Here is a 13,731-nt window from a genome sequence, read left to right as displayed (position 1 = left end):
GGGCGGCCTTGCCCGGAGCGGTGTGGACCGACGTCCTAGTCGTCCAGGGACCAGGTGAGGCTGCGTTCGTCGGGTTCCGGCCTGGGGCTCCACCGCACGGCGGTGATCCTCACCGAATCGCCCACGACGTACACCGTGTGACCACCGCTCGTCTCGCCCGGCTGGACGCCGATCCTGTGCGGTGGCCGCGAGGTGAGCGATACCGGCGCCTTGGCGATCACCGCGCCGTCGGCGGTGAGTAGTTCGAGATAGTTGTCGGGTAGTGAGGCGAAGGGGACGGCACCCTTGTTGGTGATCTCCGTGTGCACGACGACGGCACGCTCGCCGTCGTCGAGGGTGTAGCCGGCCGCCGAGAACAGGTAGTCGGCCGGATCCTGGACCTCCAGCAGCTGCACAGCAAGCTGTTCGCCCTCCAACCCGACGGTGTCGAGCACCTCGCCGGGACGGCCCTGCCTGCGGGTGTTCGTCGTGGGGGGCTGGTCCCCCCGAGCCCACAGCGCGCTCTGCGGGGGTCCCCACGTGCTCATCACCGGGTCCGGCGGTGGCAGCGGGGCCGGTTGGTGTGGCGGCGGGGGTTGTTGTGGTGGTCCTCCCGGCGCGGGCGGGGCCGAGGGGAACGCACCCGAAGGTGTGCCGTGCACCGAGTAGGCGCCACTGGGTGTGCCGTGCACGTGGTATGCGCCGCTGGGCGTGCCCTGGACGGATTGCGCGCCGCTCGCCGGGTTCTGCGCGGGATAGGGTCCGCTGGGCGTTCCGTGCACGTGGTAGGCGCCGCTGGGTGTGCCCTGCACCGGGTGCGGGCCGCTGGGAGTGCCGTGAACGTGGTACGGGCCGCTCGGTGTTCCGGCTACCTGGCCGGGACCCGGGGGTTGCCCGTAGGGCGGAGGGGAGCCTGCGGCGAGCGCGGCCCGCAGACCGGCCGGGTCGCTCTCGACCCCGACGAGCAGGGGGAGCCCCTGTGCCGACAGGCCGACGAGACGGTAGGCGACGTCGCGCGGATCCATCCCCACGCGCGCCGCGAGCTCGTGTACGGCCACCTTGCCCACCTCCGCCAGAGCGGCGAGCAGACGTGCGTCGACAGGATCGGTCAAGGCCACGATCACGAGCCTAGTCGGCCGGTAAGCTGCGTCCATGGCGCCCAGGACAACCGTGACCACACTCGCCGACGAGTGTGTCGACCTGCTCTTCGACATCGAACCGCTGTGGCCCGTGGTGATGGGGATCGACCCCACTCGGGCTGGGCTGGGCGATGTGACGGAGGCCGCGGAAGCGCAGCACCGGGCCGCGTTGGAGCGCCTCGTCGAGCGGGCGCGGGCCGTCGACACCTCGGAGCTGTCCGACCAGGATCGCGTGACTCGCGACGTGGTCGTCAGTCAGGCGCGGTCGCGTATCGAGCAGCTCGACAGCCGCCTGGTCGAGTTCACGATCTCCGACTTCTTCGTGGGGCCCGCCGCGAGCCTGCTCACGCTCCTGCCCATGGTGACGGTGGGCACCTCCGAGCAGGGCAGGGCGCAGCTCGACCGGCTCGCGGCCGTTCCGGCGTACCTGGAGCAGGTGGCCGAACGTCACCGGGCGGGTGTCGCAGCGGGCCGCACGCCCGTCGCGCATCTGGTTCGGGCGGCGGCCGAGCACCTCGACCGGTACCTCGCCGCTCCGGACGACGATCCGCTTCTGCGCCAGAAGGCACCGGACACGGAGTTCGCCTCCCGCCGGGAACGGCTGCTGACCGACGTGGTGCGGCCTGCGTTCGCGGCCTACCGCGACGTGCTGCGTTCGGAGCTGCTGGAACACGGCAGGCCCGAGGAGCGCCCGGGTGTGTGCCACCTGCCGGGCGGTGACGCCACGTACGCGGCGCTGGCGCGGGTCCACACGACGACGGAGCGCGACCCCGACGAGCTGCACTCCACCGGCCTCGACTGCATCGAGCGGCTGGCCGAGGAGTACGCGGTTCTCGGCCACCGGGTCTTCGGCACCGGCGACCTCGGCGAGATCTTCTCGCGGTTGCGGACCGACCCGGCTCTTCGGTGGGGCAACGCCGACGAACTGCTCGACACCGCGCGGGCCGCCATCACACGTGCGGAGCGGGAGGCGCCGAACTGGTTCGGCCGCATCCCGCCGCAGCCGTGGGTGGTCGAGCCGGTTCCGGCGGCGGAGGCTCCGGGAGCCGCTGCCGCGTACTACCTCCAGCCCTCCGTGGACGGCTCACGCCCCGGCACGTACTTCGCCAACACGTACCAGGTCACCGAGCGGTTCCGGCACACGTCGGAGGTGACGGCGTTCCACGAGGTGATTCCGGGCCATCACTTCCAGCTCAGCACGGCGCTGAGCCTCACCGAACTGCCGCTGCTGCGGCGGATCAGCGACTTCAACGCCTACACCGAGGGCTGGGGCCTCTACACCGAGCGGTTGGCGGACGAGATGGGGCTGTACTCCGACGACGTCGCCCGGCTCGGAATGCTCAGCATGGATTCGGTGCGCGCTTCCCGCCTGGTGGTCGACACCGGGCTGCACGCGAAGGGCTGGAGCAGGCAGCAGGCGATCGACTTCATGGAACGCAACACTCCCATGGCGCGGGTCGAGGTCGTCGCCGAGGTGGACCGCTACATCGCCTATCCAGGACAGGCGTTGTCGTACATGGTGGGCAGGCTGGAGATCCAGCGGCTGCGTGCCGAGGCGGAGCGGACGTTGGGGGAGTGGTTCGACATCCAGGGCTTCCACGACCTCGTGCTCGGCGGAGGGGCCCTGCCCATGACCGTGCTGGAGGACGTCGTGCGGACGTGGGTGCGCCGCCGGGAAGGCTGAGCCGGCCTGGGTCAGCCTTCCCCGACCGCCGCGGTGAGCCGGGCCGACACGACCACCGCTGTGTCGTCCCGGGGTGAGCCGAACCCGCCCGAGGCGGTCAGCAGGCGCAGCTCGGGATGGTCGGTGGGTAGGGTGGCGTGGTCCAGCGCGTACTTCTGGGGGAGTTCCTCCACGCGGTAGACGCTGAACACGGCGACCCTGCCGTCGGTGCGGGTGACCCGCACGGTGTCTCCCGGTCGAAGCAGTTCCAGTGAGAAGAAACTGCCGCGTTCGTAGGCGAAGGCGGTATGTCCGGTGAGGACGGACGTACCGGCCTCGCCCGGGGTGGGCTCGGAGGTCAGCCAGCCCACGGCGGTGGCGTGTGCGGGTACCTCGACCACTCCCGCCGGTGTGCGGCCGAGGCCGACGACCGCGTCGACGTCGACGCCGAGTGACGGAATCTCGACCCGGGTCGGCGAGGATTCGGGCAGGGCGTCGCGGGCGGCCGGCGCCGGCGCGGCGGCGATGGTGCGGGGGGCCGGGTTCTCGGTGCCGGGCGGCAGCGTCGGAGTCGGATCGCCGTCGGCTTCCGGCCGGATCAGGGTCGTGGCGACCACGGTCGCGGCGAGGAGTGCCACGACGGCGGCCACCGCTCCGGCCTGGCGCAGCTCGGGCGGGCGGGTGCGCAGGGGCGTGGCCACGGGCAGCGACTCCCCCGGTTCTGCTGCGAGATTCACACCCATCAACCGCCCCTCCTGCGATTAATCCCTCCAGAAATGAGATCGTTCGTGCTGTGACACCGTTACCGAAAAGTATCGGCGAGGATTGAACGTCACCTGTTCGGGTTATACACCTGTAATCCGTCGCCGGAGATGGGAATTCTGGTGGTTCGGCCGGTGACACACGGAAGGGTGGACGACTGTGACGACGAGGGGCACGGTGGCCGTGCTCGATGTGGGGTGCTTCAGCGCGCGACTGCTGGCGGTGGACCCCGGTGGGTCGCTGCTGGAACCGGTGGTGAGCCACAAGACCCGGCTCCGCCTCGACCGGTCGCTCGATGCCTCGGGACGGTTGCGTGGCGACGGGGTGGACGCGATCGTCTCCGCCGTCCGCGTGGCCGGTGAGATCGCGCGGCGACACGGCGTCGAGGACCTGTTCTGCCTCGCGACGTCGTCGATCCGCGACGCACGCAACGCCGACGAGGTGATCGCGCGTGTGGAGTCCGACACCGGACAGAACCTGCGGTTCCTCAGCGGGGCGGACGAGGCTCGCCTGTCCTACCGGGCCGCGCGTGCCTGGTTCGGTGCCGGTGTCGGCCCTCTGTCGGTCCTCGACATCGGTGGCGGCACGCTCGAACTGGCGGCCGGTCACGGGATGCACGCCGACTTCGCCCGGTCACTGCCCCTTGGCGCTCGCGAGACCACACGGGCGTGGCGGCTCGACGTCGAGCGTCCCCCGGAGCACACCATCGCGGCGCTGCGGAACCACGCCATCGAGGAGATCCGCGAGGCGCTCGGCGAGGACGAGGAACGACTGCGCGAGTTCGGCATCGTGGGCTGCTCCAAGATGCTGCGCCAGTTGGCCGTCCTGGCGGGACGCCGTCGCAAGGGCGCGCTCAGGACCAGGGAGCTGCACCTCGACGACGTCCGGCAGGTGATCCCGAGGCTGGCGGCGCTGCCGCCGTCGCGGCGCGCCGAGCTCCCGGGTATCTCCCGGCCCAGGGCCCGGCAGTCGCTGGCGGGTGCCGTGGTCGCCGAAGCCCTTCTCACCGTGTTCGGCGGGCCCGCCGTCATCTGCCCCTGGTCCACCACGCACGGGCTGCTGCTGTCGCTGATGGAAACCCCGGACGAACTGTGGGAACGACCGGGAATGCGAGCCAGCGCCGCCTGAGGAGCGACAGAAGAGGCAAGGAGAGTGAGACCGATGCGACCGGACGACCACGTCCCCGGTGGGACCGAGCCGGAGCCGCCGGAGCGGCCGGACTCCGGCAACGACCGCACCCCGGCGAGCGACGGTCGTGACCTCGGCGGGTTGCCGTCCCGCGACGTCCCCGAGCCGCCGAACCGGGACGAGGTACGGCCCGACGACGACGTGACTCCCGACGCGGGCACGATCGAGCCGCCAGACTGACGGCCCGCCCCACCTACGCCTGCGACACTGTGGCAGCCGGGCTCGGAGACTCCGCCGGGGTGACGGGCGCGGGCTGTGCGACCCGCCTCAGCGGTGCGCGCCACGCGGGCTGGGAGGGACGTTCCAACTGCTCGCCCACCGGGATCGGCATCGTGACGGGCTCCTCGGACACCGTCACCGGCACGCCGTAGTGGGTGATGGTGAACGGCGTGCCGTACGAGAGCCGGTAGCGAGCGAGGTCCTGCTGGATCTCCACGGAGAACTGGTTGCCGCGGAAACACATGCGGAACGCGATGCGGCGGGGCACCGGGGGCAGCCGGGGTTTGAAGCTCAACTCGCCGTCGTAGTCGCGCATGCCACCGAAGCCGGCCACGATCGCCAGCCACGACCCCGCCAGCGACGCCATGTGCAGGCCGTTGCGGACGTTGTTGTGCAGGTCGTGCAGGTCCGTGAGCACGGCCTCGGCGAAGTAGTCGTAGGCCAGGTCGAGATGACCGCACTCGGCGGCCATCACCGACTGGGTGGCGGCGGACAGCGAGGAGTCCCGCACGGTCAACGCCTCGTAGTACGCGAAGTTGCGGCGCTTCTGTTCGAGTGAGAACGCGTCGCCGCGCAGGTGCATGGCAAGCACGAGGTCGGCCTGCTTGACGACCTGCTTGCGGTAGAGGTCGAAGTAGGGGTAGTTCAGCAGCAACGGGTAGCGGTCGGGCGGGGTGTTCGCGAAGTCCCACTTGGCGTGTTCGGTGAACCGCTCGGACTGCGGGTGCACCTTCAGCAGTTCGTCGTAGGGGATTCGCATCTTCCGGGCGGCTTCCCGCCAGCCCGCGACCTCGATGTGGTCGACCCCGAGTGCGTCGGCGATGTCGGGTTGCCGCTCGCAGGAGTCGGCCGCGGCGCGCAGGTTCCGTTGCGCCATCAGGTTGGTGTAGACGTTGTTGTCCACGACGGCGGAGTACTCGTCGGGTCCGGTGACACCGTCGATGCGGAAGCCGCCGTGGGGGTCGTGGTGGCCGAGTGAGATCCACAGCCGTGCGGTCTCGGTGAGCAGTTCGGTGCCGCACTCACGTTCGAACTCGACGTCGTGGGTGGCGTTCAGGTACCGCAGCACGGCGTCGGCGATGTCGGCGTTGACGTGGAAGGCCGCCGTGCCCGCGGGCCAGTACGCCGAGCACTCGGCACCGTTGATCGAGCGCCAGGGGAACGCCGCGCCCCGAAGTCCGAGTTGCCTCGCCCTTTCCTTCGCCTTGTCCAGTGTGGAGTGTCTCCAGCGGAGTGCGTCTCTCGCGGCGTCGGGCAACGTGTAGGTCAGCAACTGCAGAACGAACGTCTCGGTGTCCCAGAAGGCGTGCCCGTCGTAGCCGGGGCCGGTGAGGCCCTTGCCCGGGATCGCGCGGCTCTCACCTCGGGCCCCGGCCTGCAACACGTGGAAGAGCGCGAACCGGATGGCCTGTTGCAGTTCGGGGTCGCCGTCGAGCTCGACGTCGGCACTTGCCCAGAAGCTGTCGAGGAACGCCCGCTGCTCGGCCAGCAGCCCGTCCCAGCCGGTCTGGAGCGCACCCGCCAGCGCCGCGTCGACCTGAGCGCGCAAGGCGGGGATGGAGCGCTGCGCCGACCAGCCGTAGGCGAGGTACTTGGTGAACCGGAGTTTGCTGCCCATCGGCACGTCGACGGCGAGGGTCAGGCGGGCGAGGTCCTCCTCGCACTCCATGTCGGTGCGCAGGCCGGGGCTCACCTCGATCTGGTGGTCCATGGCGGCGGCCATGCGCAGACCGGACCGCTTCGTGCGGTGGACGAGCACAGCGCGGTAGTCCTCGGCCTTGGAGTACTCGCAGAGCAGTGGAGCCTCCAGCGCCGCGGCTACCCGCGGGTCGCCGGATTCCTGCTCGATCGGTTCGTTGGTGATCAGATCGGACTGGGCGACCAGCTGGATGCGGCCGTCGAGGGGTTCGACCTCGTAGCGAACGGCGGCCACCGCGCGTTGGGTGAACGACACGAGCCGTTCGGTGCGGACGCGGACGCGGCGGCCCGTGGGGGAGGTCCACTCGGTCTCCCGCCGCAGGGTCCCGGAGCGGAAGTCGAGCACCCGGTGATGACTGGTGGCCTGGCCGTAGCGCATGTCGAGCGGCTCGTCCTCCACCAGTAGGCGGATGACCTTGCCGTCGGTGACGTTCACGACCGTCTGCCCCGCCTCCGGATAGCCGTAACCGGCTTCGGCGTAGGGCAGTTCGTGCTCCTCGTAGAAGCCGTTGAGGTAGGTACCGGGCAGACCGCGAGGTTCGGCCTCCTCCAGTGTGCCCCGCATCCCGATGTGCCCGTTGGACAGCGCGAACGTCGATTCGGTGCGCTGCAGCTGGTCCACGTCGAGCCCCTGCCAGCGCAGTTCCCACGGTGAGCGGGCGTATCCGCGTTCCGCTCTCGGCACGTTGCCGGTCACGCTCCCTCCTCCAGCAGTTCGGCGAGATCGTCCACGACGATGTCGGCGCCCTGTTCTCGCAGGGCCTTCTCCTGGTCGGCGTGCGCGTCGCCCTCGGCGCGGTTGACGCCCACGACGTAGCCGAAGCCACCGTCCCGCCCGGCGCGTACCCCGGCCTGCGCATCCTCGAACACCGCTGCCGAGGAGGGCCGGACTCCGAGCTCGGCGGCGCACGCGAGGAACGAGTCGGGCGCGGGCTTGCCGCGCAGCCCTCGGTCCCGGATGACGATGCCGTCGACGCGGGCCCGCACGTAGTCGCTGAGCCCGGCCGCGCTCAGCACCGTCGCGCCGTTGGCCGACGACGTGACCACGCCGATGGCGAGTCCGTGCCGGCGGGCGGCGTCGAGGTAGCGGACCGAGCCCGGGTACGGGGTGACGCCGTCGGCGATCAGCCGCAGCAACAGGCGGTTCTTGCGGTTGCCGACACCGTGCACGGTTTCGGCGTCGACGTCGTCGTTCTCCGCGCCTTCCGGGAGCTCGATGCCCCGGGACGCCAGGAACGCCCGGACGCCGTCGAGCCGGGAGCGGCCGTCGACGTAGGTGACGTAGTCCCGTTCGCCGAACGGGGCCGCACCGGGGTCGTGCTCGTTCAGGAACTCGTCGAAGGTCTGCTTCCAGGCGCGCATGTGCACGGTGGCGGTGCTGGTCAGAACGCCGTCGAGGTCGAAGAGGCACGCGGTGACCGCGTCGGGTAACCCGATCATGCCCATCACGCTAGTAGCCGGACGACCACTCGGCATGACGAGCAGCCCGGGCAGTCGAACGACCGACGGGCCCTGCCACGTCGTTCGCGCTACTCGCGCGCCGCCTGGAGCCGCTGTGGGGTTTCGTCCTCGATCGTGTCCGGCGACGGGCCGGTCGGCCCGCCCCACACCAGCTCGGTGACGAATGCGACCGCCTGGTCCACTGCGGCCTCGACCTCGGGGCTGAGCCCGACGCCCGTCGTGGTCCGAGGCTCGCAGCCGACGATGACCAGCCGCGCGGCATCACCACCGAGCAGCCGCAGGAGTGTGAGTGCGGCGGTCGGGGTGATGCCGTGGGCGTTCGGCGGAGTGAGTGCGTCGGCGACCCCGGCACCGGTGAGGTCCACGTCCGTGACCCGTAACCGCCCCGGACGTCCACCCCGGGGCGAACCGTCCACCAGCACGGTGGTGTCGTAGTCGCCGAGCAGGTCACAGTCGAGCCTGCCCGAACCGATGCCGTGATCGGCGAGCTGCACCCACGCGGGCAGCCGTTGCTCCGCCAACCGCTGGACCACTTCCAGGGCGAAGCCCTCGTCCCCGCGCAGGATGGTGCCGATACCCGTGACCAGCACGCGTGGCCTCATGGTTGCCACGGTATGCGCGGGCGCGGGTGAACACAACGCCTCGGGCGGCGGTCCGACCGGGCGCGCCGGTCACGTGGCTTCAGGTGGCGGGTTTCAGCGGATCGTGGCCGATCGTCATCAGCCGGTGGCGCCAGTTGGCGTCCCCGGCCGTGGGTTCGAGATCGTCGCGGCGTTGCCCGTGTACGCGGTCGACGACCCGCTGCATCACGTCCACGTCGTCGTCGACGAGGTCGGTCTTGCGCTTGCCGAGGATCTCCAGCACCCGCCTGCCCAGCTGCGGCCCGGCCCGGTCCGGCAGCTCCTCTTCCTCCGGCGTGGCAGAGCGGGTCCGCAGCCATTCGGAGAGCTCCCGCGACGACATGTTGACGACCCGGTGGAACTCGTCCCACAGCTCGTCGGTCCTGGGGTCCATGCAGCACCTCCTCGGTGGTTGCCTGTCTGTCAGCCCGGGGTCGTCTCGCCGCCGAGTGCGGCCATGACCTCACCGGTGTAGTACGACGACATCTGGTTCGCGGCGAGGAACACGTACGACGGCGCGAGCTCGTCCGGGTCGGCGGCACGGCCCATGGGCACCTGCTGGCCGAACTGCTCGACGTGTTCCTCGGACATCGTGGCCGGAATCAGCGGAGTCCAGACCGGGCCAGGGGCGACGCAGTTGACCCGGATTCCCCTCGGCACCAGTGACTGGGCCATCGCGAACGTCCACGAGTGCACGGCGCCCTTCGTGGCCGAGTAGTCGATGAGCTTCTTGTTGCCCCTCAGGCCGTTGACGGACCCGCTGTTGATGATCGCGCTGCCTTCGGGCATGTGCCGCAGTGCCGCGGCGGTCACGCGGAAGTAGGAGTGGATGTTCACGTCGAAGGTGCGCATCCACTCCTCGTCGTCGATCTCGTCGAAGGACTCGTGCTCCTGCTGGGTCGCGACGTTGTTCACCAGCAGGTCGAGGCCGCCGAACTCGCGCACGGTGTCGGCGACCACCTGCTCGCAGTGAGTCCGGTCGGCCAGGTCCCCCGGCAGCAGCAGGCACCGGCGGCCCTGGTCACGCACCAGCTTGGCGGTGTGCTCGGCGTCGTCGTGCTCGGTGAGATAGGCGATGGCGACGTCGGCGCCCTCCTTCGCGAACGCCACGGCGACGGCACGGCCGATGCCGGAGTCGCCGCCCGTGATGAGCGCCTTGCGGTCGCGGAGCAGGTCACGACCCACCCAGTCGCGCATCTCGTCTCGTGGTTGCGGGGCCATGCGGCCGGTGTCGCCGGGCGGTTGCTGGCTCTGCTGCGGCTGGTTCACCGATCACTCCTCACACGGTCAGGTTGGGGTCGAACACCTTGTCGTTCGTGATGGGCAGGTCGCGGACCCGCACGCCGGTGGCGTGGTGGACGGCGTTGGCGATCGCGGCGGCCGTGCCGACGATGCCGATCTCGCCGATGCCCTTGCTGCCCATGGGATTCGGGTACGGGTCGTCCTCGGCGATCCAGGTGGCCTCCACCGAGGGCACGTCCGCGCACGTCGCGATGTGGTACTCGGCGAAGTCGTGGTTGACCACGAAACCGAAGCGCTCGTCGAGCACGCTCGTCTCGTGCAGAGCCATCGACAGCCCCATCGTCATGCCACCGACGAGCTGCGACCGGGCCGTACGCGGATTGATCACCCGGCCGACGGCGAACACGCCGAGCAGTCTCGGCACGCGGATCTCGCCGGTGTACACGTTGACCCGCACCTCGGCGAACTGCGCGCCGTAGGCGGCCATGGCGAACCGCTTGCCGTTGCCGTCGTCGGGCATGGCGGCGGTGCACTCGTCGCCGTCGGCGGGGTCGGGCCCGTACTTGTCGCGGAACTGCCGGGCCGCCGCCACGACGGCCGAACCCCAGTTCGTGGTGCCCGACGACCCACCCGCCACCGGTGCGCGCGGAAGGTCGCTGTCGCCGATGCGCACGTCGACGTCGGTGGGGGAGACGTCGAGTGCGTCGGACGCGATCTGAGTCAGCACCGTCCACGCTCCGGTACCCAGGTCGGCGGCTCCGATCGACACCTCGTACCGGCCGGTGCCGGCACCGCCCTTCCCTCGGTAACGCACCGACGCCCACGCCGAACCGGGTTGCCTCATGACCGGATACGTGGAGCCGGCCACGCCGGTGCCGACCCACCAGTCGCCGTCGAGCGTCGACCGAGGCAGGCGGGGCCGGGAGCCCCAGCCGAACCGCCGCGCGCCCTCGGTCAGGCACGCCACGAAGTTGCGCGTCGAGTGCGGCTTCCCGCTGTCGGGATCGTGCGAGGGCTCGTTGCGGATCCGCAGCTCGATGGGATCGAGGCCGCAGGCTTCGGCGAGTTCGTCCATGGCGACCTCGGGGGCGAACATGCCGGGACACTCGCCGGGCGCGCGCATCCACGACGGCACCGACACGTCGAGAGCCGCCAGGCGATGCGTGGTGCGCCGGTGAGCGGCGGCATACATCGTCCGAGTCGGTATTCCGGTCTGCTCGGCGAACTCCTTGTAGCGTGAAGTCAGCTCGACGATGTCGTTGCTGATGCCGGTGAGCCTGCCGTCGACGTCGGCGGCCAACCGCACCCGCTGGATGGTGGGTGTGCGGTACCCGACGAACGAGAACATCTGCTGCCGGGTCACGGCGAACTTGACGGCTCGCCCCTCGGTGCGGGCGGCGGCGAGTGCCGCGAGAGCCACGTGCGCGTGCGGGGTGCCCTTCGACCCGAACCCACCGCCGACGTACGGGGCCACGACGCGCACGCGCTCCGGTTCGAGCTCGAACATCGCCGCCACGGCGTCGCGCAGCGGATGCACGCCCTGGGTGGAGTCGTACAGGGTGAGCGCGGGGGAGCCGTTCTCGCCGTGCCAGAGCGCCACGGTCGTGTGTGGCTCCAGCGGGTTGTTGTGGTACATCGCCGTGGTGTAGGTGGCTTCCACCGCCCTGGAGGCGGACTCGAAGGCCGAGTCGGGATCGCCGGTGAGGGTGTCGGTGGGATGGCTCGGGTTCACCACGTCGGGCTTGTAGAGGTCGTCGCGATCGGCTGACAGCGTGACGTCGTGCGGCCGGACGTCGTAGGTGACCCGGACCAGATCGGCGGCCTGGCGGGCGACCTCCGGCGTCTCGGCCACCACCGCCGCGACGATCTGTCCCCGGAACCACACCTCGTCGGACTGCAACACCTCCAGCTCCGTGTCGTAGCCGCGTCGCAGCCGGGGCGCGTTGAACGGTGTCAGCACCGTGAGCACACCGTCGAGCGCGGTGGCCGCTCTCGCGTCCACCTCGGTGACCCGCCCCCTCGCGACGGTCGACTGGACGGGACGCAGGTACGCGGGCTCGGGAACCGGATGCTCGTAGGCGTACGGAGCCGTGCCCGTCACCTTCGCCCACCCGTCGACCCGCTCGTGAGCGGTCCCTACGGCCTGCGGGCGTAGTGGCTCGCTCATGCTCCGCCCTCCTGTGCCAGCTCCCGCAACACGGACACGAGCATCGAGCGCGCCATGGGGATCTTGAAGGCGTTGTCCCGCAGCGGCCTCGCGTCGGCGAGTTCGGCCTCGGCCGCCGCGCGGAACGCCTCGGGCGTCGCCTCGGCACCCCGCAACGTGCGCTCGGCGGCCGTCGCGCGCCACGGTTTGTGCGCGAGCCCTCCGAACGCGATGCGCACGTCCCGCACCACCCCGTCGGCGAGGTCGAGAGCCGCCGCCACGGACACCAGCGCGAAGGCGAAGGACGCGCGGTCGCGGGCCTTGGCATACCGGGACCGCACGGCGAACGGCAGCACGGGCAGGTCCACGGCGGTGATCAGCTCACCGTGTTCGAGCACCGTGTCCCGGTCGGGGTGCTCACCGGGCAGTCGATGCAACTCGACGGCGGGTACGGTGCGCTCACCGTCCGCCGTGCGGATGCGTACGACGGCGTCGAGCGCCGCGAGTGCCACGGCCATGTCGGACGGATGCACGGCGACACAACGTTGTGAGGCGCCGAGCACGGCGTGGTAGCGCGTGTAGCCGTCGAGCGCCGAGCAACCCTCGCCGGGAGCACGTTTGTTACAGGGCGTCGTGACGTCCTGGAAGTACACGCAGCGGGTGCGTTGCAACAGGTTGCCGCCCACCGTGGCGAGGTTGCGCAGTTGACCGGACGCGCCGGTGAGCAGGGCCTGCGACAGCACGGGGTAGCGGTGGCGGACCAGTGGATGGGCGGCGACCTCGCTGTTGAGGGAGCCCGCGCCGAGCCGCACCCCGCCGCCGGGCAGCTCCTCGATGCCGTCGAGCGGCAGGTTCGTGATGTCGACGAGCACCTCGGGCGCCGCGATGCCGAGCTTCATGTGGTCGACGAGGTTCGTGCCGCCCGCGAGGTAAGCGGCCCTGCGGTTGCCCGTCACCGTCGCGACCGCGGTCTCGGTGTCGGTGGCCCTCTCGTAGTCGAAGGGGATCACGACGCCGCGCCCCGCTGTTCGTCGTCGGCCGGGCTGCTCAGGCCCTGAGCCGCGGCCACCGTCTCGACGGCCGCGACGATGCCCTGGTACGCGCCGCAGCGACACAGGTTCCCGCTCATGCGTTCGCGGATCTCGTCGGCGTCGAGAGTGGGCGTGACCGCGGTCGGAGGGGTCACCGAGCTCGGCCAACCGGCCTGCGCCTCGGCCAGCACCCCCGCCGCCGAGCAGATCTGACCCGGGGTGCAGTACCCGCACTGGAGACCGTCGTGGTCGAGGAAGGCGCGGTGCAGCGAGTGAAGGGCACCGTCGTCGCGCAGACCGTCGCTCGTGGTGATGGTGGACCCGTCCGCCGCGACGGCGAACGTCAGGCAGGTCGTGACCCTCCGGCCGTCCCGCAGCACGGTGCACGAACCGCACTGGCCGTGGTCACAGCCCTTCTTCGGCGACGTGACGCCGAGCCTGTCGCGTAGCGCGTCGAGGAGTGTGACGCGGGTGTCGACCGACACCCGGTGGTGCTCGCCGTCGACGATGAGCGTGATCTCGCTGTGCATGCCACCCCGTCCGGATCGTCGCGAACACGTGCCTTGCGCGGCTCGGCTGCGGC

At 70.7% G+C, this 13,731-nt stretch carries 13 protein-coding genes; 3 read left to right on the top strand and 10 right to left on the bottom strand.

All coding sequences use genetic code 11. The annotated features are described in order from the left end of the window. Positions 1-35: 35 nt before the first annotated feature. Positions 36-1,097: an AsnC family protein gene (locus SACCYDRAFT_RS17565; RefSeq protein WP_043537376.1), complete on the bottom strand. Its 1,062-nt coding sequence runs from the start codon at positions 1,095-1,097 to the stop codon at positions 36-38. A 34-nt stretch (positions 1,098-1,131) separates the two neighbouring features. Here SACCYDRAFT_RS17565 and SACCYDRAFT_RS17560 point away from each other — a divergent pair, with 34 nt between their 5' ends. Further along, entirely contained in the window at positions 1,132-2,802 is a 1,671-nt protein-coding gene (locus tag SACCYDRAFT_RS17560; RefSeq protein WP_043536608.1) for a DUF885 domain-containing protein, read from the top strand. A gap of 11 nt (positions 2,803-2,813) precedes the next feature. Here the strand turns inward: SACCYDRAFT_RS17560 and SACCYDRAFT_RS17555 are convergent, their stop codons facing one another. Further along, the gene (locus SACCYDRAFT_RS17555; RefSeq protein WP_005458223.1) at positions 2,814-3,524 is read right to left on the bottom strand and encodes a class F sortase; all 711 of its coding nucleotides are present in this window, start codon (positions 3,522-3,524) and stop codon (positions 2,814-2,816) included. Between the two features lie 178 nt (positions 3,525-3,702). On the opposite strand from SACCYDRAFT_RS17555, the gene SACCYDRAFT_RS17550 reads away from it, so the two are divergent. After that, complete coding sequence (locus SACCYDRAFT_RS17550; protein ID WP_043536606.1) at positions 3,703-4,671, top strand: Ppx/GppA phosphatase family protein; 969 nt, start codon at positions 3,703-3,705, stop codon at positions 4,669-4,671. A 33-nt stretch (positions 4,672-4,704) separates the two neighbouring features. Continuing rightward, positions 4,705-4,911, top strand: coding sequence for a hypothetical protein (locus tag SACCYDRAFT_RS17545; RefSeq protein ID WP_005458221.1), 207 nt, complete (start codon positions 4,705-4,707; stop codon positions 4,909-4,911). A gap of 13 nt (positions 4,912-4,924) precedes the next feature. Here SACCYDRAFT_RS17545 and SACCYDRAFT_RS17540 read toward each other — a convergent pair whose 3' ends face one another. From SACCYDRAFT_RS17540 to SACCYDRAFT_RS17505, 8 genes are all read right to left on the bottom strand, one after another. Next, complete coding sequence (locus SACCYDRAFT_RS17540) at positions 4,925-7,345, bottom strand: glycoside hydrolase family 65 protein (protein WP_005458220.1); 2,421 nt, start codon at positions 7,343-7,345, stop codon at positions 4,925-4,927. Further along, positions 7,342-8,088: a beta-phosphoglucomutase family hydrolase gene (locus tag SACCYDRAFT_RS17535; RefSeq protein WP_043537374.1), complete on the bottom strand. Its 747-nt coding sequence runs from the start codon at positions 8,086-8,088 to the stop codon at positions 7,342-7,344. The genes SACCYDRAFT_RS17540 and SACCYDRAFT_RS17535 overlap by 4 nt, the downstream gene beginning before the upstream one ends. Positions 8,089-8,177: 89 nt before the next feature. After that, positions 8,178-8,711 (bottom strand): hydrogenase maturation protease, encoded by a 534-nt coding sequence (locus SACCYDRAFT_RS17530; RefSeq protein ID WP_052309128.1) that lies wholly within the window; start codon positions 8,709-8,711, stop codon positions 8,178-8,180. A 79-nt stretch (positions 8,712-8,790) separates the two neighbouring features. Beyond that, complete coding sequence (locus SACCYDRAFT_RS17525; protein WP_005458216.1) at positions 8,791-9,123, bottom strand: DUF3140 domain-containing protein; 333 nt, start codon at positions 9,121-9,123, stop codon at positions 8,791-8,793. Between the two features lie 29 nt (positions 9,124-9,152). After that, the gene (locus tag SACCYDRAFT_RS17520; RefSeq protein WP_005458215.1) at positions 9,153-9,998 is read right to left on the bottom strand and encodes an SDR family oxidoreductase; all 846 of its coding nucleotides are present in this window, start codon (positions 9,996-9,998) and stop codon (positions 9,153-9,155) included. Positions 9,999-10,008: 10 nt separating this feature from the next. Continuing rightward, positions 10,009-12,138: a xanthine dehydrogenase family protein molybdopterin-binding subunit gene (locus SACCYDRAFT_RS17515; RefSeq protein WP_005458213.1), complete on the bottom strand. Its 2,130-nt coding sequence runs from the start codon at positions 12,136-12,138 to the stop codon at positions 10,009-10,011. After that, on the bottom strand, positions 12,135-13,127 hold the full coding sequence (locus SACCYDRAFT_RS17510) for an FAD binding domain-containing protein (RefSeq protein ID WP_005458211.1): 993 nt from the start codon (positions 13,125-13,127) through the stop codon (positions 12,135-12,137). The genes SACCYDRAFT_RS17515 and SACCYDRAFT_RS17510 overlap by 4 nt, the downstream gene beginning before the upstream one ends. Continuing rightward, positions 13,124-13,678, bottom strand: coding sequence for a (2Fe-2S)-binding protein (locus tag SACCYDRAFT_RS17505; RefSeq protein WP_005458209.1), 555 nt, complete (start codon positions 13,676-13,678; stop codon positions 13,124-13,126). Before SACCYDRAFT_RS17505 ends, SACCYDRAFT_RS17510 begins: the two co-directional genes overlap by 4 nt. Between the last annotated feature and the right edge of the window lie 53 nt (positions 13,679-13,731).

The organism is Saccharomonospora cyanea NA-134 (assembly GCF_000244975.1).
In the GTDB taxonomy this organism is placed as follows: domain Bacteria; phylum Actinomycetota; class Actinomycetes; order Mycobacteriales; family Pseudonocardiaceae; genus Saccharomonospora; species Saccharomonospora cyanea.
Note: the sequence above shows the minus strand (reverse complement) of the source record. Positions and strands in the feature narration are given on the sequence as shown.

Bases quoted from the DNA above. Each gene is read 5' to 3' on its own strand.
- SACCYDRAFT_RS17545 (WP_005458221.1), top strand. From the start codon at position 4,705: ATGCGACCGGACGACCACGTCCCCGGTGGGACCGAGCCGGAGCCGCCG.
- SACCYDRAFT_RS17535 (WP_043537374.1), bottom strand. From the start codon at position 8,088: ATGATCGGGTTACCCGACGCGGTCACCGCGTGCCTCTTCGACCTCGAC.
- SACCYDRAFT_RS17505 (WP_005458209.1), bottom strand. From the start codon at position 13,678: ATGCACAGCGAGATCACGCTCATCGTCGACGGCGAGCACCACCGGGTG.
- SACCYDRAFT_RS17525 (WP_005458216.1), bottom strand. From the start codon at position 9,123: ATGGACCCCAGGACCGACGAGCTGTGGGACGAGTTCCACCGGGTCGTC.
- SACCYDRAFT_RS17515 (WP_005458213.1), bottom strand. From the start codon at position 12,138: ATGAGCGAGCCACTACGCCCGCAGGCCGTAGGGACCGCTCACGAGCGG.
- SACCYDRAFT_RS17560 (WP_043536608.1), top strand. From the start codon at position 1,132: ATGGCGCCCAGGACAACCGTGACCACACTCGCCGACGAGTGTGTCGAC.
- SACCYDRAFT_RS17530 (WP_052309128.1), bottom strand. From the start codon at position 8,711: ATGAGGCCACGCGTGCTGGTCACGGGTATCGGCACCATCCTGCGCGGG.
- SACCYDRAFT_RS17555 (WP_005458223.1), bottom strand. From the start codon at position 3,524: ATGGGTGTGAATCTCGCAGCAGAACCGGGGGAGTCGCTGCCCGTGGCC.